Annotated in this window: 15 protein-coding genes; 9 read left to right on the top strand and 6 right to left on the bottom strand. The window is 45.9% G+C overall.

The genetic code is table 11. The annotated features are described in order from the left end of the window. Positions 1–1,456, bottom strand: a 1,456-nt coding sequence (gene priA, locus IQQ51_RS27600) for a replication restart helicase PriA (protein WP_228013177.1), incomplete at its 3' end; no start/stop codon positions are given. 331 nt (positions 1,457–1,787) lie between these two features. Here priA and rpmE point away from each other — a divergent pair. Further along, positions 1,788–2,006: a 50S ribosomal protein L31 gene (gene rpmE, locus IQQ51_RS22850; protein WP_004737142.1), complete on the top strand. Its 219-nt coding sequence runs from the start codon at positions 1,788–1,790 to the stop codon at positions 2,004–2,006. Between the two features lie 333 nt (positions 2,007–2,339). Next, positions 2,340–3,629, top strand: coding sequence for a malic enzyme-like NAD(P)-binding protein (locus IQQ51_RS22855; RefSeq protein WP_017061144.1), 1,290 nt, complete (start codon positions 2,340–2,342; stop codon positions 3,627–3,629). Between the two features lie 167 nt (positions 3,630–3,796). Here IQQ51_RS22855 and metJ read toward each other — a convergent pair whose 3' ends face one another. Further along, a complete protein-coding gene (gene metJ, locus IQQ51_RS22860; RefSeq protein ID WP_004415993.1) occupies positions 3,797–4,117 on the bottom strand; it encodes a met regulon transcriptional regulator MetJ in 321 nt (106 codons plus the stop codon). Between the two features lie 208 nt (positions 4,118–4,325). Here metJ and IQQ51_RS22865 point away from each other — a divergent pair, with 208 nt between their 5' ends. The 3 genes from IQQ51_RS22865 (at position 4,326) to metF (ending at position 9,097) form a co-directional block, all read left to right on the top strand. Then, a complete protein-coding gene (locus IQQ51_RS22865; RefSeq protein ID WP_048605400.1) occupies positions 4,326–5,507 on the top strand; it encodes an O-succinylhomoserine (thiol)-lyase in 1,182 nt (393 codons plus the stop codon). 2 nt (positions 5,508–5,509) lie between these two features. Continuing rightward, positions 5,510–7,921 (top strand): bifunctional aspartate kinase/homoserine dehydrogenase II, encoded by a 2,412-nt coding sequence (locus IQQ51_RS22870; RefSeq protein ID WP_048612372.1) that lies wholly within the window; start codon positions 5,510–5,512, stop codon positions 7,919–7,921. 276 nt (positions 7,922–8,197) lie between these two features. Continuing rightward, positions 8,198–9,097 (top strand): methylenetetrahydrofolate reductase, encoded by a 900-nt coding sequence (gene metF, locus IQQ51_RS22875; protein WP_004729683.1) that lies wholly within the window; start codon positions 8,198–8,200, stop codon positions 9,095–9,097. A gap of 152 nt (positions 9,098–9,249) precedes the next feature. Here the strand turns inward: metF and IQQ51_RS22880 are convergent, their stop codons facing one another. From IQQ51_RS22880 to argE, 3 genes are all read right to left on the bottom strand, one after another. Then, the gene (locus tag IQQ51_RS22880) at positions 9,250–9,789 is read right to left on the bottom strand and encodes a PadR family transcriptional regulator (RefSeq protein ID WP_017061141.1); all 540 of its coding nucleotides are present in this window, start codon (positions 9,787–9,789) and stop codon (positions 9,250–9,252) included. 349 nt (positions 9,790–10,138) lie between these two features. After that, the gene (gene ppc, locus IQQ51_RS22885; RefSeq protein ID WP_017063683.1) at positions 10,139–12,775 is read right to left on the bottom strand and encodes a phosphoenolpyruvate carboxylase; all 2,637 of its coding nucleotides are present in this window, start codon (positions 12,773–12,775) and stop codon (positions 10,139–10,141) included. A gap of 252 nt (positions 12,776–13,027) precedes the next feature. Then, positions 13,028–14,164 (bottom strand): acetylornithine deacetylase, encoded by a 1,137-nt coding sequence (gene argE / locus IQQ51_RS22890; RefSeq protein ID WP_050619829.1) that lies wholly within the window; start codon positions 14,162–14,164, stop codon positions 13,028–13,030. A 154-nt stretch (positions 14,165–14,318) separates the two neighbouring features. Here argE and argC point away from each other — a divergent pair, with 154 nt between their 5' ends. The 4 genes from argC to argH all read left to right on the top strand — a co-directional run bounded on the left by argC (position 14,319) and on the right by argH (position 19,671). Next, a complete protein-coding gene (gene argC, locus IQQ51_RS22895) occupies positions 14,319–15,323 on the top strand; it encodes an N-acetyl-gamma-glutamyl-phosphate reductase (RefSeq protein ID WP_060983400.1) in 1,005 nt (334 codons plus the stop codon). 12 nt (positions 15,324–15,335) lie between these two features. Next, a complete protein-coding gene (argB, locus tag IQQ51_RS22900) occupies positions 15,336–16,124 on the top strand; it encodes an acetylglutamate kinase (protein WP_017061138.1) in 789 nt (262 codons plus the stop codon). Positions 16,125–16,237: 113 nt separating this feature from the next. Further along, on the top strand, positions 16,238–17,449 hold the full coding sequence (locus IQQ51_RS22905) for an argininosuccinate synthase (protein WP_017061137.1): 1,212 nt from the start codon (positions 16,238–16,240) through the stop codon (positions 17,447–17,449). 347 nt (positions 17,450–17,796) lie between these two features. Continuing rightward, complete coding sequence (gene argH / locus IQQ51_RS22910; RefSeq protein ID WP_017061136.1) at positions 17,797–19,671, top strand: argininosuccinate lyase; 1,875 nt, start codon at positions 17,797–17,799, stop codon at positions 19,669–19,671. A gap of 173 nt (positions 19,672–19,844) precedes the next feature. On the opposite strand, the gene IQQ51_RS22915 is transcribed toward argH, so the two are convergent. After that, positions 19,845–21,017 carry an alkaline phosphatase PhoX gene (locus IQQ51_RS22915; RefSeq protein WP_193842205.1) on the bottom strand — a complete coding sequence of 391 codons (1,173 nt, stop codon included), beginning with the start codon at positions 21,015–21,017 and terminating at the stop codon, positions 19,845–19,847. Positions 21,018–21,131: the final 114 nt, after the last annotated feature.

The raw sequence follows: 21,131 nt of genomic DNA on the forward strand, positions 1-21,131 counted from the left end.
TCACTAAGTTCGCAGACCCACAACCTTGGCAATTGTGCACGATACGCTGCTGAGAACCGCAGTGGTGGCAGCGCATCTCATTACTGTATTGGTGATAAGTATAGTAAGCATCACAACGTTTACATTCGGCAGTCCAACCACAATCGTGACACATCAATGCGGGAGAAAACCCTCGGCGATTGAGGAACAGCATCACTTGGTTGCCAGCTTTGAGGTGTCTTTGCATCTCTGCAATTAATGACGCAGACAAACCACTTTCTAGATATTCACCTTTAACATCCAACACCTTATTGGTGGTCGGCAGTGCGACACCCGCACGTGAAGTGAGGGTGAGATAACTGTATTTACCGATCTGAGCGTTGTGCAGTGTTTCAAAGGCCGGAGTCGCCGAGCCTAACACTACTGGAATCTGCGCTTTATGAGCACGCATGATCGCCACATCACGAGCGTGGTAGCGCAGGCTATCTTGTTGTTTATAAGACGCGTCGTGCTCTTCATCGACAATGATAATGCCTAGGTCAGCAAATGGCGTGAACAGAGCCGAACGGGTACCAATCACGATGCCCGCTATTTTATCGCGCGCCGATAACCAAGCATTCAGCCGCTCAGAATCGTTTAAACCTGAGTGGATAACCTCAACAGGCACATTAAAGCGTCGCTTAAAGCGGTTAATCGTTTGAGGGGTGAGGCCAATCTCGGGCACAAGCACTAACGCTTGTTTACCTTGGTCGAGAATCGGCTTAATCATATTCAGGTAAACCTCGGTCTTACCTGAGCCAGTGACCCCCTCTAACAGGAAACAACCAAAGTCGGTTTGGCTATTTACGGTCGCAATCGCGATGGCTTGTTCTGCATTGAGCTTAGGTTTGTCTTGGTCGTTCTCAAGTTCAACCGGCCACGGTTGGCGTTTCGGCTTTTTCTCTACCGATTCAATCCAGCCTTTCTCTTCAAGCGTCTTGAGTACGGCACTGCCTACCTCTTCATCAATGAACTCTTGATGAGGAACCGGGCCGTGCTCAAGCATGTGCATCACTTTTGCTTGCTTGACCGCACGACCAAAACCTTGCATCAGTTGGTCTTTGCCTGATGGTGTTAACTGCCACTCAACCAGCGTCGCGAAGTCGGCGGCTTTGCCTTTTCTTAGAGCGCTCGGAAGGGCGTTAGCAAAGGTTTCGCCAAGAGGGTACTGATAAAACTGACTGCACCACATTAACAGTGAATAGACAGATTCCGGCCAAACAGGTTGATTATCTAACAAGGCTTTAATGGGTTTGAGCCTGTCTAGCTCGAATTCAGATTCGTTAACCAGAGCCGTGACAATACCGGTTAAGGTTTGTCGTCCAAAAGGCACAGAGACTCGTCCACCAATAATCGGAAATAGGTGGCTTGGAATCTTGTAATCGAACTGCTTGTCGAGTGGAACAGGCAGTGCCACGCGGGCAATCATTGGACGCATAAAGGGACGGCTTTATCTGAGTTGACGAGAGCGAACAGTCTAAAGGATAAGGCGGTTAAATTCGAGAAGCAGTTTGGATGAAGGCGACGAGTTAGCGTATACCGACAACGACAGCCCGAAATCTCAAGCCGATAAAGGAAATAAAGAGAGAATTGGTGAAAAATGTATCAAATCGGTTGATCCTGCCTTATAGATTCATTACTATACTGCGCCTTAAAGGTATGGCTTCATCACTCTTTTGTGTCGATGCGGTGTCTTTATTTCTTTTTTAAACTACGTGTGGTGTGCGGCTTAGAATCGTATAGCGACACGGCCTACTTGAGGTTATCCCATGAAAGCTGGAATCCACCCAGAATACAAAGCAGTTACTGCAACTTGTTCTTGCGGCAACACATTTGAGTTCAACTCAACGCTAGCAAAAGAATCAATCCACCTAGACGTATGTGACAAATGTCACCCGTTCTACACTGGTAAGCAACGTATCGTAGATACTGGCGGCCGTGTTGATCGCTTCAACAAGCGTTTCGGTGCTCTTTCTAGCAAGAAGTAATTCTCGCTATTTAGACATGAAAAAGGACACTTCGGTGTCCTTTTTTGTTGCCTGCAATTTGAGAAAGCACTGACTTTCATTCAAGCTTCAATCCCGTCTAACGATAAGTTGTCTACCTTTCTATTGCAGGGCAATTCCTTGCGTATCTCTCTGCACCAAAATTCCGCACGAAAGTTCAACAAGCGATAGTAATTTCAACTGCTCACTGGTCTTATTAGTAGTGAAATCTCGTTTTTTAATGAGACAGAGGCTTCAACCACCTAGGAACTTTGAAGTACATCCATTAACATGAACAAGATCCCCCAAATAATAATATCCTAGGAACCTACACCTATGTCTGAAGACAGCAGCCAAGCTCAATCCTCTCAAGAATTATCACCTCAAGAACAATTCCGTCAGCAAGCTCTTGATTACCATGAGTTCCCAATTCCAGGCAAAATTGCCGTAGAACTGACGAAGCCTGCAAACTCTGCAGAAGACCTAGCACTTGCATACAGCCCAGGCGTGGCTGAGCCTGTTCGCGAGATCGCACAGAACGTTGATAACGTTTATAAGTACACAGGTAAAGGCAACATGGTTGCAGTTATCTCTAACGGTACAGCGATTCTTGGCCTAGGTAACCTTGGCCCTATTGCCTCTAAACCAGTTATGGAAGGTAAAGCGCTTCTGTTTAAGCGTTTTGCTGGTTTAGATTCTATCGATATTGAAGTAAAACACCGCACAATCGATGAGTTCGTTGATACGGTTGCGAATATCGCAGATACATTCGGCGGTATTAACCTAGAAGACATCAAAGCACCAGACTGTTTTGAGATTGAACGTCGCCTGATTGAACGTTGTGATGTTCCGGTATTCCACGATGACCAACACGGTACTGCGATTGTAACGGCAGCAGGTATGCTAAACGCGATCGAGCTTCAAGGTAAGAAACTTGAAGAGTGTAAGATCGTTTGTTTAGGGGCTGGCGCAGCAGCGGTTGCTTGTATGGAACTGCTGATTAAGTGTGGCGCTCAGCGTGAAAAAATCTACATGCTTGACCGTAAAGGTGTGATCCACACTCGTCGTGATGACCTAAACGAATACAAAGAGCTGTTCGCAAATAACACGGATAAGCGCACGCTTGAAGATGTTATCGAAGGCGCTGACCTGTTCTTGGGTGTATCGGGTCCTAACCTACTGCCTGCTGAAGCATTAACGCTGATGGCAGATAAGCCAGTTGTGTTTGCGTGTTCAAACCCAGATCCAGAGATCAAGCCTGAGCTTGCACACGAAGTTCGTTCTGACCTAATCATGGGTACAGGCCGCAGTGATTACCCTAACCAGGTAAACAACGTACTTTGTTTCCCATTCATTTTCCGTGGTGCACTAGACGTGCGTGCGAGCGAAATCAATGATGAAATGAAGCTAGCAGCGGTTAAAGCGATTCGTGAACTAGCGAAAGAAGAAGTTCCAGCTGAAGTACTAGCAGCTGCGGGCGAGACTGCACTGGAGTTCGGTAAGGGTTACATCATTCCTAAGCCAATGGACCCACGTCTACTTCCTCGCGTAGCACGAGCAGTTGCGGAAGCGGCTGTTGAATCTGGTGTAGCTCGTATCGAGATGCCTGCTAACTATATGGCTTAATAGCTGTTGCTCTATTGAGCGAAAAAGAATAATAAAAAACCGACTCATCTGGAGTCGGTTTTTTTATGTCTATCATTCACAGCGCAGTCATAAAAACGCAATGCGTGATGTGATAAATAAGGGTCAGCTAGAGCGAATCAATAATGAAGGCAGTGACTGAGTTGTTTTTATTCTTCGTCAAACGCTTCGAACTCGATACCCATTTCTGTCATCAGTTTTTTCACTTCAGCAGGGATATCGTCAGGACGATCTTTACGAAGGTCTTCATCCGTTGGTAGTGGTTGGCCTGTGTACGCATGTAGAAAGGCTTCGCACAGTAGCTCACTGTTTGTTGCATGGCGTAGGTTATTAATCTGGCGGCGAGTACGCTCGTCAGTAAGAACCTTTAACACTTTTAGAGGGATAGAAACTGTAATTTTCTTTACTTGTTCGCTTTTCTTTCCATGCTCAGCATATGGGCTTATGTATTCACCATTCCAGTCGGCCATTGCGTACCTTCATCACTTTAGTTGTTAGAATAAATTAATAGTGGTGATTTTAGCGGGATTTACTGCCATAAGCAAAGACATATAGACGTCTAGAAGTGTTGACGTCTCACGTTTATGAAAGTAAAGTGAATAACATATATCTAACACAGCCGCAAAATGCCGACAAGCAGCTGTGATTCTCAGACGCAAAACTTGTAAGGAAGCACCTATGAGCAGCCGGAAGCCAGCAACAATCGCAGTACGTACTGGTATCGAGTCAGACACGCAACACCATGCCGTTGTCCCACCCATTTATCTTTCGACTAACTATGGGTTTCCCGCTTTTGGTGAAGTGCCAAAGTACGATTACACCCGTTCTGGTAACCCAAACCGCGGTTTACTAGAAACGGCACTGTTTGAGCTTGAATCAGGCAAAGGCGCGGTTGTGACTAACTGCGGTACTTCGGCGCTTAACTTATGGGTTTCGGCTTTCTTAGGCGGCGATGATCTTATTATTGCGCCGCACGACTGCTACGGCGGTACTTACCGTCTGTTTAACACTCGCTCGCTAAAAGGTGACTTTAAAGTTCTGTTCGTTGATCAATCGGATCAAGCTGCGCTGGATGCGGCGATCGCGCTTAAGCCAAAGTTGATCTTAATTGAAACCCCATCGAATCCACTGGTTCGTGTGGTTGATATTGCAGAAACTTGCCGCAAAGCGAAAGAGGTTGGTGCACTGGTTGCTGTCGACAACACGTTTTTGACACCTGTGTTCCAAAAGCCTTTAGAGCTGGGTGCTGATTTTGTTATCCACTCAACCACTAAGTACATCAATGGACACTCAGATGTTATTGGTGGTGTTGTGGTTACTAAGACAGAAGAGCACGCTGAAGAGCTAGCATGGTGGGGTAACTGTATTGGTGCGACCGGCACACCATTTGATAGCTACATGACTTTACGTGGTATTCGTACGCTAGGTGCGCGTATGCGAGTTCACGAAGAAAGCTCACGTGAGATTCTGGCGTCTCTGCAACAACAAGATCTCGTCGGCACTATTTACCACCCAAGCCTTCCTGAACATCCGGGTCATGATATCGCGAAGAAACAGCAATCGGGCTTTGGCTCAATGCTCAGCTTTGAGTTTGCGGGCTCATTCGAGGCGCTTAAATACTTTGTTGATAAGTTAGAGCTGTTTTCTTTGGCAGAATCACTGGGCGGTGTTGAAAGCCTGATTTGTCACCCTGCGTCGATGACTCACCGCGCGATGGGTGAAGAAGCATTAGCAGAAGCCGGTGTTTCTCAGCAACTACTGCGTCTATCTGTTGGCCTGGAAGATGCAGAAGACCTAATCGACGATCTCAAGCAAGCGTTTGAAAAAACACAGCGCTTTATCGCTGAAGGGGAGGGTTAATAATGGCAACCTTTCGCCAGCTACATAAATTTGGTGGCAGCAGTTTAGCGAATCCTGAATGTTACCAACGCGTGGTCAACATTCTTAGAGAATACTCATCAGCATCTGATTTGGTGGTGGTATCGGCAGCAGGCAAAACAACCAACCGTTTAATTGAATTTGTTGAAGCGCTCGACAAAGATGGTCGTATTGCCCATGAATGCCTACAAGCACTTCGTCAGTTCCAACTCGATCTGATTGAAGCACTGCTTGAGGGTGAATCAGCCGCACAACTTACTGCAACCATTCAACAAGAATTTACCGCTTTGGGTGAGCTAACGGCTCCCTTGAGCGAAGCACAAAAAGCAAAAGTGCTTGGACACGGTGAGGTTTGGTCTTCACGTCTACTCGCTGCTTTGTTGTGCCAGCATGACTTACAAGCGGTTGCTCAAGATGCGCGTGCCTTTTTACGTGCAGAAGTGGGCGCTCAACCTGAAGTTGACCGCGCACGTTCTTACCCTCTGATTAAAGAAGCTCTGGCGCAGCATGCACATTGCCGTGTCGTGATTACGGGCTTTATGGCTCAGAACTGCGAGGGTGAAACGGTACTGCTTGGTCGCAATGGTTCGGATTACTCAGCGACCGTGATTGGTGCTTTGGCTGAAGTTGAACGCGTGACGATTTGGAGTGATGTGGCGGGCGTTTACAGCGCTGACCCTCGTCTGGTTTCAGATGCGTGTCTATTGCCTCTACTTCGCCTTGATGAAGCGAGTGAACTCGCTCGTCTGGCGGCTCCAGTGCTCCATAGCCGAACGCTACAGCCTGTGGCTCAAAGTGCTATGGATCTCAGCTTGCGCTGCAGCTACCAGCCGGAGGCGGGCTCTACACAGATAGAGCGAGTACTGGCATCGGGTCGTGGCGCAAAAATCATTACCTCTTTGGATGAAGTTCTTATCGTGCAACTGACTTTTGGTCACGGCCATGATTTCGACCGTCTGGAGAGTGAAGTCCTTGAAGGGCTTAAGCGTGCTCAACTTGAGCCGTTGGCTTATGAGCTTGAACCGGATCAACACTGTTTGCGTCTTGCCTACACGGAAGAGATCGCTGGTGGTGCATTAGAATATCTACAAGACCATGCGATTGAAGCTGAGATTAAGCTCAAAGAAGGCTTCTCTCTGATTGCTGCAGTGGGTGCGGGTGTCACTAAGAACCCGAACCATTGCTACGGCTTCTACCAGCAGCTTAAGAGCTCGCCGGTTGAGTTCATCTCAGAAGCGAACTCAGGCTTAAGCTTGGTGGCTGTGATTCGTAAGAGCGAAACATCAAGCCTAGTGAAAGGCATTCACTCTCAACTGTTCCAAGCGCAGAAGCGTGTTGCGATTGCCTTGTGTGGTAAGGGCAACATTGGTTCAAGTTGGTTAAGTCTGTTTGCTGAACAAAAAGCGGAACTTGAAAAGCGTCGTGGAATGAACTTTGAATTGGTTGCAGTGGTTGATAGCCAAACCTATTGGTTCGACGATCAAGGCATTGATGCGACCTCAGTGAGCAAGCGCTTTGACGATGAAGCGATTGCCAACAATGGTAACGACTGGTTAGAGCGTTTGGGTTCTATTCAGGGTTACGATGAAGCTGTGGTACTCGATGTCACCGCAAGCCCTGTGCTTGCAGCAAAGTACCTGCAAATCGCACAACAAGGTATCCACCTGATTTCGGCGAACAAGGTGGCTGGTTCTGCATCGAGCGAGTATTACCATCAAGTACAAGATGCTTTCGCGAAGATCAGTCGTCATTGGTTGTACAACGCGACAGTGGGTGCAGGCTTACCGATCAACCACACAGTACGAGACCTTCGAGAAAGCGGCGATGACATTATTGCGTTGTCAGGCATCTTCTCTGGCACGCTGTCTTGGTTGTTCCAACAGTTTGATGGCACGGTGCCATTCAGTGAGTTGGTCGATTTAGCGTGGCAGCAAGGGCTGACTGAACCAGACCCACGAGCTGACCTTGATGGTTCAGACGTGATGCGTAAGCTGGTGATTCTAGCGCGTGAATCGGGTTTGGATATCGAACCTGAAAACGTAAAAGTGGAATCGCTAGTACCAGCAGAGCTGCAAGAGCTATCTGTGGATGACTTCTTCGACAAAGCTTCTGTTCTAAGCGAAGAGCTGGCTGAGCGTTTAGAGAAAGCGCACTCTCAACAGAAGGTTCTGCGTTACGTAGCGCGTTTGGAGAAGAACGGTAAGGCAACCGTAGGCGTTGAAGCACTGTCCAAAGAACATGCTCTGGCGAACTTGTTGCCTTGCGATAATATCTTTGCGATTGAGAGCAAATGGTACAAAGATAATCCATTGGTGATCCGTGGCCCAGGTGCAGGACGTGAAGTCACAGCTGGTGCAATTCAATCTGACCTAAACAGAATGTCTAGCCTGTTCTGATACTCAGATCGGTTGGTTTAGTGTCTAAATGGCATACTATTCACTAAGATAAATAAGGCTGAAAGCACGATGTGTTTTTCAGCCTTTTTTCTACATTATTTCTGCTTTGCGACCCATCTAACGACTTGAGTTTTACTCACGATCTACTTGAGAAAAATTCATAATGGATCTGTTGACATTAAATCGTATTCAATACATTCTACAGACATATAGACGTCTAAACGTCGTTTAAGGATTTGAGTTTTTAGTGGTTGCTTTTGCCACAGGGAGAGTAAGATGGGATACACACACGCTAGTCATATCGACGCTTTAAATCAGAATATCGCTGAGCTTTCTGACAACATCAATGTGTCATTTGAGTTTTTTCCACCAAGCAGTGAGAAGATGGAAGAGACCCTGTGGAACTCTGTTCACCGTCTTAAAACACTTCAACCAAAATTTGTATCGGTAACTTACGGTGCAAACTCGGGTGAACGTGACCGTACCCACTCAATCATTAAAGAAATTAAGAACCAAACTGGCCTAGTGGCGGCACCGCACCTAACGTGTATTGATGCGAGTCGTGAAGAGCTGATTCAAATCGCTGATGATTACTGGGCAAATGGTATCGAGAGTATTGTTGCGCTGCGTGGTGATATTCCAGCAGGTGGCGGCGCGCCAGAGATGTACGCATCTGACCTAGTCGAGCTACTTAAATCTCGCCACGATTTTGATATCTCAGTAGCGGCATTCCCTGAGGTTCACCCTGAAGCAAAAAGTGCTCAATCTGACCTTATTAACCTAAAGCGTAAAGTAGATGCCGGTGCTAACCGTGCAATCACTCAGTTCTTCTTTGATGTAGAAAGTTACCTACGTTTCCGTGACCGTTGTGTAGCAGCGGGTGTGGATGTTGAGATTGTACCGGGCATCTTACCGGTTTCTAACTTCAAGCAAGCGTCGCGCTTTGCAGCGATGAACAACGTAAAAGTACCTGGCTGGATGGCGAAGCAGTTCGAAGGTTTGGATGATGATCCAACCACTCGTCAGTTAGTAGGTGCTAGCCAAGCGATTGATATGGTTCGTACGCTGAGCCGTGAAGGTGTGAAAGATTTCCACTTCTACACGCTAAACCGTGCAGAAATGACTTATGCACTTTGCCATACGCTAGGTGTTCGTCCGCAAGTCGCTGCGCTGTAAGCAAAGTCTAAGAAGTAAAGCCTAAGCACTTGTAAAAAGCTTCTGGCAGTAACATTTCAAATCCTATAGATACAAAAAAGGCTTGGACTCATAGAGTTCAAGCCTTTTGCTTTTCTAGCTTCTAGCTTCTAGCTTCTAGCTTCTAGCTTAACTTAAGCTAGAGCGCCAAGTTCAAGCAGTACTTCTTCTGCCCATACAATCCATGCTTCACGGATAAGTAGGTTACGACGAAGAGTAAGACGCTCAAGGCGTGCTTGCTTGTCTAGTGTTGATGGCGTTGCGTAGTAAGCCGCTTCGATTTCACGGTAGTGAGAAACCAGTTTGCGAGACTCTTCTACTAGCTCAGCAAGTTGTACACGGTAAGCGTCAGAAGGTTGTACAGCGCAAGCCATTAGCTTAGCTGAGAACTCGTCACGAACGGTTGGGTGTGCAGTTGGTTGTTCAAACCATTCACCTAGCGCGCCACGGCCAGCATCAGTGATAGAGTAAACTTTACGATCAGGTTTGCCTTCTTGAGGCTCAAGCACGCAAGTTACCTGGTCGTTCTGAGCCATTTTATTTAGCTCGCGGTAAACTTGTTGATGGCTAGCTTTCCAGAAGTAACCAATGCTTGCGGAGAATTCTTTTGTGATATCGTAACCAGTAGCATCGCGTGTACTTAAAACGGTTAGAATTACGTGTGGTAATGACATGTCTGAAATCCAAATGGTAAACAGTAAACAAATACTTAAACAACAAGTGTGCTTCTAATGGCACGTTATATTGGTTATGTCTAAGTAGCACCAACTCATCGGTTGGTTATGTCACCTTACAAAGCCGTTTATCACCTAGGTTGACCAGTTTATTGGTCAAGTTGCTGCAGATTATTTTTTTGGAGTGTTTCCGCAGCGGAGCAGTAGTATATCTAAATAATAAGCATAAAGTAGAATACATGGACAAAATAACCCAAAAAACTGACAAAATACTCACTAGTGGTTACTTTGCAAAATAAAAAGGTCGCACGTGGCGACCTTTTGTTCTTTTTATAGTAGGAATCACTAATTAACCAGTGTTTCGCATACCTGCTGCAATACCTGCAATCGTCACCATTAGCGCTTCTTCTAGCTCTGCTGGTGGTGTTTCACACTTACGAGTACGGTAAAGCAGTTCTGCTTGAAGCATGTTTAGTGGCTCAACGTAGATGTTACGTAGGCGAATTGACTCAAGCCCCCAAGGGTCGCTCTGCATCAAGTTCTCGTTATTTTCTACATTCAGTACCGCTTTGATGTCTTTTTGTAGCTGTTCACGCAGTAACTCACCCAGAGGTAATAGCTCTTCATCAACAAGACGCTGGTCGTAGTACTTCGCAATTTCCATGTTGCACTTCGAGTACACCATTTCCAACATACCCAGACGAGTTGAGAAGAATGGCCATTCACGACACATCTCTTCAAGTAGCGCTTGATGGCCTTGGTCAACTGAGTATTGAATCGCTTCACCAGCACCTAACCATGCAGGAAGTACCAAACGGTTTTGGCTCCAAGAGAAGATCCATGGAATTGCACGTAGGCTTTCTACGCCGCCATTCGGGTTACGTTTCGCAGGGCGAGAACCAAGAGGTAGTTTACCTAGCTCCAGTTCAGGCGTTGCTTGACGGAAGTAAGGTACGAATTTCTCTTCACCACGAACCACGTTACGGTAAGCCTCACAAGAGACTTGAGACAGCACTTCCATTAGGTCGCGCCACTCTTGTTTAGGCTCAGGTGGCGGTAGAAGGTTCGCTTCTAAAATCGCACTTGCGTATAGGTTGAAGCTGTTTACCGCAACATCTGGCAAGCCAAGCTTAAAGCGGATCATTTCACCTTGCTCAGTTACACGTAAGCCGCCTTTCAAGCTCTTAGGTGGCTGAGAAAGAAGAGCAGCGTGCGCCGGAGCACCACCACGACCAACCGTACCGCCACGACCGTGGAATAGAGTCAGTTCAATGCCTTCTTCGTCGCAAACCTTAACCAGCTTGTCCATCGCATCGTACTGAGCCCAACCTGCAGACATTACGCCCGCATCTTTCGCTGAGTCAGAGTATCCAATCATCACCATTTGATGGTTTTGGATAAAGCCACGGTACAAGTCGATGCTCATTAGCTGCTTCATTACCGCTTCTGAGTTGTTCAAGTCGTCTAGCGTTTCGAACAGTGGGCACACGTCCATGCGATACGGGCAACCACACTCTTGCAACAGCAAGTGAACAGCCAGTACATCCGATGCAGTACGAGCCATAGAAATCACGTAAGCACCAAACGCTTCACGCGGTTGAGCAGCAATGACCTTACAGGTGTCTAAAACCTCTTTAACCTGTTCAGATGGCTCCCAATCACGAGGAAGTAGTGGGCGTTTTGAGCTTAATTCATTGGTTAAGAAAGCAATCTTGTCTTGCTCGCTCCACTGGTCGTAGTCGCCAATGCCTAGGTAGCGAGTCAGTTCAGACAGCACATCTGAGTGACGTGTACTTTCTTGACGAACATCGAGACGCACTAGGTGTACGCCGAATGCTTTTAGGCGGCGCAAGGTATCAAGTAGAGAACCGTCTGCGATTACGCCCATGCCACATTCGTGCAGCGATTGGTAACACGCGTACAGCGGTGTCCAAAGTTGGTCGATGTTCTGCAGTGTTTCTTTCTTCGGTACTTCAGCATCATGCAGTTTCGCATCAAGCACTTCTAACGTGTTGTTTAGTAGAGTACGTAGGCTCTTTAGGATTGCACGGTAAGCTTCATGCTCATCACCCGCTAGTTCACGAACGGCATCATTACACTTAGTCATCGACAGTTCGGTAATCAGCTCGTTTACGTCACCTAGGTAAAGGTCAGCGGCTTTCCAGCGAGATAGGCGCAGTACTTCTTTGGTGATGGTGTGCGTTACGAATGGGTTACCATCGCGGTCGCCGCCCATCCAAGATGAGAAGTGTACCGGGCGCGCATCAATTGGCAGGCCTTCACCAAGGTAGCCTTTTAGTCGGCCGTCCATTTCACGTAGGAAATCTGGCACAGCTTCCCACAGTGAGTTTTCAACAACTGCAAAGCCCCATTTTGCTTCATCAAGTGGCGTAGGGCGTTGCTGACGAATCACATCTGAGTGCCAACCTTGAGCGATAAGTTGCTCTAGGCGACGTTCTGTTTTCACGCGCTCTTTGTGTGATAGGTCGCTTAATTCTAATTTAGACAGACACTCGTTGATCTTAACCAGCTTGTTGATCATGGTGCGACGAGTGATTTCTGTTGGGTGTGCTGTCAGAACGAGTTCAATGTTCAGGTCGCGAACGGCTTGAGCCGCATCTAGCTTGCTGATGTCATTCTGGTTTAATTTGGAAAATAGAGATTGCAGCACGTCTGGTTCACAAACATGCTCCTCACAGTGGCGAGAGATGGTGTGGTACTGCTCTGCCATGTTGGTGAGGTTGAGAAATTGGTTAAATGCACGAGCAACAGGAGTGAGTTGTTCGTTCGGCAGGTTTTTGATTTCTTCAACTAGGCTGTCACGGTCAGCTTTGTTGCCTGCGCGGGCGGATTTGGAAAGTTTACGGATAGTCTCCACTTTCTCTAAGATAACGTCACCATGTGCATCTTGGATTGTGTTACCTAGCAAGCGTCCCAGCATGCTTACGTTACTCTTGAGAGCGGCGTATTTCTCGTTCATTGTCATCCTGCCTCGTAAAAAAATTACATCCATTGTTCCTTGTTAAGTACACAATCTAGCGAAAAGTGCTGTATCTAGTCAAATAAAGCATTCTAAGTTTGCAATTATTAGTTTTCGAAATGCGGGAGAAGTAAATTTTCCAATAGTTCGGAATTAAAGTGAAATTTAATTACAAGATCAGGCTGTGTCAGGGATGGCAGAATAAAAGCCACCTTTTCGGGTGGCTTTTATACGAAAATATTGAAAGAAAAGTAATAACTAGAAACAATATTTACGGATCGATTTACTCAGAACATCAATCGTTGGATCGATAAAATCGAAGCTTAGGAACTCATCTGGTTGGTGAGCTTGGTCGATTGAGCCCGGACCCAGAACTAAGGTTGGGCAAAGTTCTTGAAGGAAAGGCGCCTCAGTACAGTAGTTCACGGTTTGTGATTCAATCTCACAAACGGATTCCATGCCACCGATAAATGGATGGTCGTGTTGGCACTCGTAACCCGGGATAGGTTCATGCAGAGGTGTAATCTCAATTCTGCCCGGCCATTTTGCTTCTACTTCTTTGAGTGCGCTGCGCAGCATGTTATCCAAGCCATCTAGGCTGATACCTGGCAAAGGACGAACGTCATAGTGCAGCTCACAGCAACCACATATACGGTTGGCACTGTCGCCACCGTGAATATGACCAAGATTTAGCGTTGGGCTTGGAATTGCGAAACCCGGGTGATGATACTCTTTAACTAGCTTGTCACGCAGCTGCATCAAAGCGAACAACACTTCATGCATGATCTCGATGGCGTTGACACCTAATGCAGGATCAGAAGAGTGACCTGATTTACCCGTTACTCGCACTGCATTGGCAACATGGCCTTTATGACCACGAATCGGCACAAGGCTGGTTGGCTCGCCAATAATGCAGTAATCCGGTTTAAACGGTGCATTCTCAGTGAAATGACGCGCACCCAGCATGGTGGTCTCTTCGTCACAGGTTGCCAATACATAAAGAGGCTTGGTCTGTTTGCTCCAATCCATCTTCTTTGCCGCTTCATAGACGAAAGCGAAAAAGCCTTTCATATCGGCTGTGCCTAATCCATAGAAGCGATTGTTGTGTTCTGTTAGTGCGTGAGGGTCGAAGTTCCAACGTCCTTCATCGAATGGCACGGTGTCGCTGTGTCCCGCTAATAACAAGCCACCTTCACCTGAGCCCATCTTTGCGACCATATTATGCTTGCCGGGCTCGACCTCCACGACCTCAACGCTAAAGCCTAAGTCTTTAAACCATTGAGCCATTTTTTCGATCACTTTTTCGTTGCCATGATCCCAGCTTGGATCGGTAGAACTAATAGAGTCGGTGGAAATTAGGCCTTTGTAGACCTCAAGAAAACTCGGTAATTGCATAATATCTTCACTTCTACTATTGACAGGAAAACTATAAGTCGGTAAAACACATATTAAATCATATTTAATGCATAAGAAATCAAATTAAGCCAAAAATTAAGTATGAATAGTCAAATTTTGAAATGTAACTTACCTCAGGAATGGATGTGTTGAGATGTTGAAAACCACGATCATTGGCGCAAGCGGCTACACAGGAGCAGAACTGGCTCTAATGATAAACAGACACCCTGAGCTCACGCTATCAGGTTTATATGTCTCAGCCAATAGTGTAGACGCAGGTAAACCTATTGCGGCACTGCACGGTAAGTTAGCTGGCTTGATTGATATGCCAGTACAGCCATTAACGAATCCAGAAGAAGTAGCAAAGCAGTCTGATGTGATTTTCTTAGCTACCGCACACGAAGTAAGTCACGACCTAGCGCCAATTTTTCTAGAAAACGATTGCCAAGTCTTCGACCTATCGGGTGCATTCAGAGTTAAAGGCGAGAACTTCTACCAAGAGTTCTACGGTTTTGAACACCAACACGAACAGTGGTTAGACAAAGCAGCTTACGGTTTAGCTGAGTGGAATGAACAAGAAATTAAAGAAGCTCAGCTTATTGCCGTCGCGGGTTGTTACCCAACCGCGTCACAACTGGCGATTAAGCCTTTGGTTGAAGCCAAGTTACTTGATGAGAACCAATGGCCAGTGATTAACGCAACTAGTGGTGTGACTGGTGCAGGTCGCAAGGCGACTATGGTTAACAGCTTCTGCGAAGTGAGCCTGCAAGCTTATGGCGTCTTCAATCACCGTCATCAACCTGAAATGGCCGCACATTTAGGGTGTGATGTGATTTTCACTCCGCACCTCGGCAACTTTAAGCGCGGTATTTTAGCGACCATCACCATGAAACTGGCTGAAGGCGTGACAGAGCAACAGATACAAGATGCCTTTGAGCAAGCTTACCAAGGTAAACCTGCAGTGAGACTACTCGAAGAGACACTGCCAAGAATTCAAGATGTAGAACAGACGCCTTTCTGCGACTTAGGTTGGAAGGTTCAAGGTCAGCACATCATCGTTGTTTCAGCGATTGATAACTTATTAAAGGGTGCATCTAGCCAAGCGATGCAGTGTTTAAATTTACGTTATGGTTTTGCGCCATTAACTGCGTTAGTGTAAGGGAATCTAAATATGAGCCTTAATAATCAACCATTAATCATAAAGTTAGGTGGCGCTGCGCTATCTTGTGGTGAAACACTTAGCAAGTTATTTGGTGCGATCTCTGCTTACCAACAACAGGCACAGCGACCAATCGTGATTGTTCACGGCGGCGGTTACCTTGTTGATGATTTGATGAATAAGTTGAACCTCGAAACCGTTAAGAAAGAAGGGCTACGTGTTACTCCTTATGACCAGATCCCTGTGATCGCTGGTGCATTAGCGGGCACAGCCAACAAACTACTTCAAGGTCAGGCAATTAAAGACGGTATCAATGCCGTTGGTTTGAGCCTTGCAGACGGTGGTTTATGCAAAGTGAGTGAACTGAACCCTGAGTTGGGCGCAGTAGGAAAAGCGGAGCCGGGCGACTCAACCGTTCTGCAAGCGATTCTTAATGCGGGCGCACTGCCAATCATCAGCTCAATTGGTCTAACTGAACAAGGCCAACTGATGAACGTCAATGCCGACCAAGCTGCGGTTGCCGTTGCTGGTGCACTTGATGCTGAACTGGTTCTTCTTTCTGATGTAAGTGGTGTGTTGGATGGCAAAGGCCACCTGATTCCAAGCCTTAATCAACAGCAAGCTGATGACCTTATTACAGGCAAAGTGATTACCGACGGCATGATCGTTAAGGTTCAAGCCGCACTAGAAGCCGCTAACGACCTTGGACGACCAATCGAAGTTGCTACTTGGCGATACCCAGAAAAGCTAACACAACTGTTTTCAGGTAAAAGCATAGGAACACAGTTTTTACCTCAGTAGGTCTCACAACGAGTCACTACTTAAAGAATTTAGACAAATTAAATAAACATATAATTATGAAGTCATTTCCAACGCTGACCGCCATGTGCAGTATGGAAACTAGGAGAAAGAAAATGAGCAAAGTTAACGTAAAGAAAGTTGTAGTAGCCTACTCTGGCGGTCTAGACACATCAGTAATCATTCCATGGTTGAAAGAGAACTATGACTGTGAAGTGGTTGCGTTTGTTGCGGATGTTGGTCAAGGCGACGAAGAGTTGATTGGTATCGAAGAGAAAGCAAAAGCTTCTGGTGCATCTGAGTGTTACATCGCAGACCTTAAAGAAGAGATGGTTGCTGACTACATCTACCCAACGCTGAAAACGGGCGCTTACTACGAAGGTAAATACCTACTAGGTACGTCGATGGCGCGTCCAATCATTGCGAAAGCACAGGTTGAAGTCGCACGTAAAGTAGGTGCAGACGCACTGTGTCACGGCTGTACAGGTAAAGGTAACGACCAAGTTCGTTTTGAAGGCGCATTTGCTGCACTAGCACCAGACCTACACGTAATTGCACCATGGCGTGAATGGGATCTAGTGAGTCGTGAAGAGTGTCTAGATTACCTAGCAGAGCGTAACATCCCTTGTACGGCTTCTCTTACTAAGATTTACTCGCGTGATGCAAACGCATGGCACATCTCAACAGAAGGCGGCGTTCTAGAAAACACATGGAATGCACCTAACGAAGATTGCTGGGCTTGGACTGTAGACCCTGAGCAAGCGCCAAACGAATCTGAAACAGTGACACTTAAAGTTGAAAAAGGCGAAGTGGTTGCGGTTGATGGCGAAACAATGACGCCATACAACGCACTGGTTTACCTAAACGAGAAAGGTGCTAAGCACGGTGTTGGTCGTATCGATATCGTAGAAAACCGTCTTGTTGGCATGAAGTCTCGTGGTTGTTACGAAACTCCGGGTGGCACAATCATGATGGAAGCACTGCGTGCAGTAGAGCAACTGGTTCTTGATAAAGCGGCATTCGAATTCCGTGAAGAGCTAGGTGTTAAGGCTTCTCACCTTGTATACGACGGTCGTTGGTTCACTCCACTATGTAAGTCAATCCTTGCTGCGACAGAAGAGCTAGCACAAGACGTGAATGGTGAAGTGGTTATCAAACTTTACAAAGGCCATGCAACGGTGACTCAGAAGCGTTCTGACAACAGCCTGTACTCAGAAGAGTTTGCAACCTTTGGCGAAGATGAAGTTTACGACCAAAGCCACGCTGAAGGCTTCATTCGTCTTTACTCGCTATCAAGCCGTATCCGTGCTCTGAATAGCCAAAAGTAATCCTAACAATGAGTTAGCGAGCTAGCCTTTGATGAAAGATTGAAGGTTAGTAAACAGACATTATTATGCAAAGCCCATTCACTATTGATTAGTGAGTGGGCTTTTTACTTTCTATTTGCCTAATAAATCAGCTTCGGTTTTTCCTATCGGATGGCATATAATTCGCGCTCCACACTAAAAATAATCAATGGATTGAATTGGTGGTGAATAAATATGTGAAAATAATGAATTAATACTTTATTTTCATTTTGAATTGCCGTAAGTTTAAACCATCAGAAAAATACTGAATCTTAATCAGAATTATCATTTGCAAAAACAGTGAGCACTGTGCAATTAGGAGATACACAATGGCATTATGGGGCGGTAGATTTACCCAAGCAGCAGACACCCGGTTCAAAGATTTTAACGATTCTCTTCGTTTTGATTACCGATTGGCTGAGCAAGACATTGTGGGCTCAATTGCCTGGTCTAAAGCTCTACTGTCGGTCAACGTATTAACAGAAGAAGAGCAACAGAAGCTTGAGTTAGCACTGAATGAGCTGAAACTTGAGGTGATGGAAGATCCTGAACAGATTCTACGTTCTGATGCAGAAGATATTCACAGCTGGGTTGAGCAGCAACTTATCGGCAAAGTCGGTGACTTGGGCAAAAAACTTCACACTGGCCGTTCTCGTAACGACCAAGTGGCGACCGACCTGAAACTATGGTGTCGTCAGCAAGGTAACCAACTGCTACTGGCATTGGATCGCCTACAAAGCCAAATGGTGAACGTTGCTTCTCAGCATCAAGAAACCGTGCTTCCTGGCTACACTCACTTACAACGTGCTCAGCCGGTAACTTTTGCTCACTGGTGCTTGGCTTACGTTGAAATGCTTGAGCGTGACTATTCACGTTTGAATGATGCGATTAAGCGTCTAGACACATGTCCTCTGGGTTCTGGTGCCCTTGCAGGAACCGCTTACCCGATGGACCGTGAAGAGTTAGCTCACAACTTAGGTTTCCGTCGTGCAACGCGCAACTCTCTAGATTCAGTATCTGACCGTGACCATGTGATGGAGCTAATGTCGATTGCTTCTATCTCTATGCTTCACCTTTCGCGTCTTGCAGAAGATATGATTTTCTACAACTCAGGTGAATCAAACTTCATCGAGTTAGCGGATACCGTGACCTCAGGTTCATCTCTGATGCCACAAAAGAAAAACCCAGATGCGCTAGAACTTATCCGTGGTAAAACTGGTCGTGTTTACGGTTCATTAGCGGCAATGATGATGACAGTAAAAGCTCTGCCTTTGGCGTACAACAAAGACATGCAAGAAGATAAAGAAGGTCTATTCGACGCTTTAGATACTTGGAATGATTGTATGGAAATGGCAGCACTCTGTTTTGACGGCATTAAAGTGAACGGCGAACGTACACTTGAAGCCGCGAAACAAGGCTACGCGAACTCAACTGAACTGGCTGATTACCTAGTAGCGAAAGGCATTCCTTTCCGTGAAGCTCACCATATTGTTGGTGTGACGGTAGTGGCAGCGATTGCTAAAGGCTGCGCATTAGAAGAATTAACCATCGCAGAGATGAAAGAGTTCTCTGAGGTGATTGAAGAGGATGTGTATGACATCCTGACCATTGAGTCGTGTCTTGAAAAACGTAGCGCGCTAGGCGGTGTATCTCCACAGCAAGTGGCTTACGCGGTTGACCAAGCTGAGAAACGTTTATCACAGCGTGACACTTCCATCGTCAAGGTTCGTCCTGCTCGTCTGACCGATATTGAAGCGTTGGAAGGAATGGTCGCTTACTGGGCGAACATGGGTGAAAACTTACCTCGTTCTCGTAATGAACTGGTGCGTGATATTGGCTCGTTTGCGGTCGCAGAGCATCATGGTGAGGTGACAGGTTGTGCATCACTCTATGTGTATGACTCGGGCTTAGCAGAAATACGTTCACTGGGCGTTGAAGCTGGCTGGCAAGGTCAAGGGCAGGGTACCGCAATTGTGCAGCACTTGGTTGAGAAAGCGCGACAAATGGCCATTAAGAAGGTGTTTGTGCTGACTCGTACTCCAGAGTTCTTCATGAAGCATGATTTCTTACCAACATCTAAATCTCTGCTGCCTGAGAAGGTACTGAAAGATTGTGACCAGTGTCCTCGTCAACATGCATGTGATGAAGTGGCGTTGGAAGTGAACTTGGTAGAGCAGATTATTGCTAAGGTTAATGTTGCATAAGGTATTGATTTTATAGTCCCTAAAAAAAAGATCAAAAATATGATCTTTTTTGGGAACAAATTAAGAAAAGCCCGGTCTATTAAAGTACCACTGCTTTTTCTTAGAATTTTCTAAGAAAGCCCCAGAACCGATTGGTTTTGGGGCTTTTTTCTTTTTTGTTCTTCTATAAATAATTATGGTAGACTTGAAAAATCACCGAATATCTCAAATGTAATGCCTCCATCAGGCTCCCCTGATGTTCCATCTTGAGAGCTAAAATATAACCTTTTCCCATCAGGTGAAAATGCAGGACCGGTTATTTCACTGCTGTCATGGCCTACTAACTGAATCAAAGGGTAGAGTTCTCCTGCTTTTGATAACATTACAAGTTGAAGATTACCGCCATCTTCCGCTATGACTAGGCTTCCATTGGGAGCTAGCGTAATATTGTCGACTCCGGTAAGTACTGGATTAGAGTACATGCTAGCGTCGTATAAAATCTCAATTTTTTGAGTATCAATATTATATGCCCATACCTTATTGTCTCCTTTAGTCACAAAGTATACGACTCGATTTTCATAGGTAATGCCTTCTCCCCCATTAAAGGTTGCACTAGAGTTGACTTGGTAACGAGTTTCATTAAATGTGGCTGTTGGATCGGGTACTTCTTGCCAAGATAATTGGTTGTCATCTTTTATTGCAATGTATAGAGTTCCATTTTGTAAATCAGGCTTGTTACTAGTTTTATCATTAGATATATATTTGTATAAGCCTCCATCGGGTTTGTCTTCTGTTAGATATAAATCATTATTGATATCAACAGCTACAGCTTCATGATTGAAAGTACCAAGGGCAGGTAATACAGTAGGTACTTCGACGCCTAAGGGGTCACACTCCCAAACGTTCCCTTGATCAATCTCTTCACAAGATAACCATGTTCCCCAAGGGGTACTTCCCCCTGCACAGTTTCGGTTTGTGTTGGATAGAATTTGGTAGGCATCAACTAACTCACCCTGTGTATTAAACTTTAAAGCACCAACTCCCCCAAGGTTGTTAGACTCTTCACTATTTGATACGTAAACCCACCCACCCTCAGTCGAAAACACGGCTCCACCATCTGGAGAGTTATGCCACAAATAGCTAGAATTCTTACTCGGCATTTCACTTGACTTAGCGATGATTTTAGATGAAAAGCCTGAAATCAGCATCGCTCCGTTTTCATCCGGATCTAAAAGCTTTATAGACTGAATTACATCACTCTCATCGGTTTCATTACTATCATCATTACAGCCAATAGTCGTTAGTAAAAGGGCTGCACTTGGAGTAGACAACAATGAGTATGCAATTAAGCGTCTTCTAGAAACCATAACTAACCCTAAATTGATAACTTATAAATTGAGTATAGACGTAAAGAAAGTAAGGAGAGCTTTGAGGTTCTATATTTTCACCTATATAAAGTGATGAACTTAACGTAAAGACGA

It is taken from the genome of Vibrio sp. OPT18, from assembly GCF_015163615.1.
GTDB lineage: Bacteria > Pseudomonadota > Gammaproteobacteria > Enterobacterales > Vibrionaceae > Vibrio > Vibrio coralliirubri.

Excerpts from the sequence above, each read along its gene's own strand:
- rpmE (WP_004737142.1), top strand. The coding sequence starts at position 1,788 with ATGAAAGCTGGAATCCACCCAGAATACAAAGCAGTTACTGCAACTTGT.
- IQQ51_RS22855 (WP_017061144.1), top strand. The coding sequence starts at position 2,340 with ATGTCTGAAGACAGCAGCCAAGCTCAATCCTCTCAAGAATTATCACCT.
- metJ (WP_004415993.1), bottom strand. The coding sequence starts at position 4,117 with ATGGCCGACTGGAATGGTGAATACATAAGCCCATATGCTGAGCATGGA.
- IQQ51_RS22865 (WP_048605400.1), top strand. The coding sequence starts at position 4,326 with ATGAGCAGCCGGAAGCCAGCAACAATCGCAGTACGTACTGGTATCGAG.
- IQQ51_RS22870 (WP_048612372.1), top strand. The coding sequence starts at position 5,510 with ATGGCAACCTTTCGCCAGCTACATAAATTTGGTGGCAGCAGTTTAGCG.
- metF (WP_004729683.1), top strand. The coding sequence starts at position 8,198 with ATGGGATACACACACGCTAGTCATATCGACGCTTTAAATCAGAATATC.
- IQQ51_RS22880 (WP_017061141.1), bottom strand. The coding sequence starts at position 9,789 with ATGTCATTACCACACGTAATTCTAACCGTTTTAAGTACACGCGATGCT.
- ppc (WP_017063683.1), bottom strand. The coding sequence starts at position 12,775 with ATGACAATGAACGAGAAATACGCCGCTCTCAAGAGTAACGTAAGCATG.
- argE (WP_050619829.1), bottom strand. The coding sequence starts at position 14,164 with ATGCAATTACCGAGTTTTCTTGAGGTCTACAAAGGCCTAATTTCCACC.
- argC (WP_060983400.1), top strand. The coding sequence starts at position 14,319 with ATGTTGAAAACCACGATCATTGGCGCAAGCGGCTACACAGGAGCAGAA.
- argB (WP_017061138.1), top strand. The coding sequence starts at position 15,336 with ATGAGCCTTAATAATCAACCATTAATCATAAAGTTAGGTGGCGCTGCG.
- IQQ51_RS22905 (WP_017061137.1), top strand. The coding sequence starts at position 16,238 with ATGAGCAAAGTTAACGTAAAGAAAGTTGTAGTAGCCTACTCTGGCGGT.
- argH (WP_017061136.1), top strand. The coding sequence starts at position 17,797 with ATGGCATTATGGGGCGGTAGATTTACCCAAGCAGCAGACACCCGGTTC.
- IQQ51_RS22915 (WP_193842205.1), bottom strand. The coding sequence starts at position 21,017 with ATGGTTTCTAGAAGACGCTTAATTGCATACTCATTGTTGTCTACTCCA.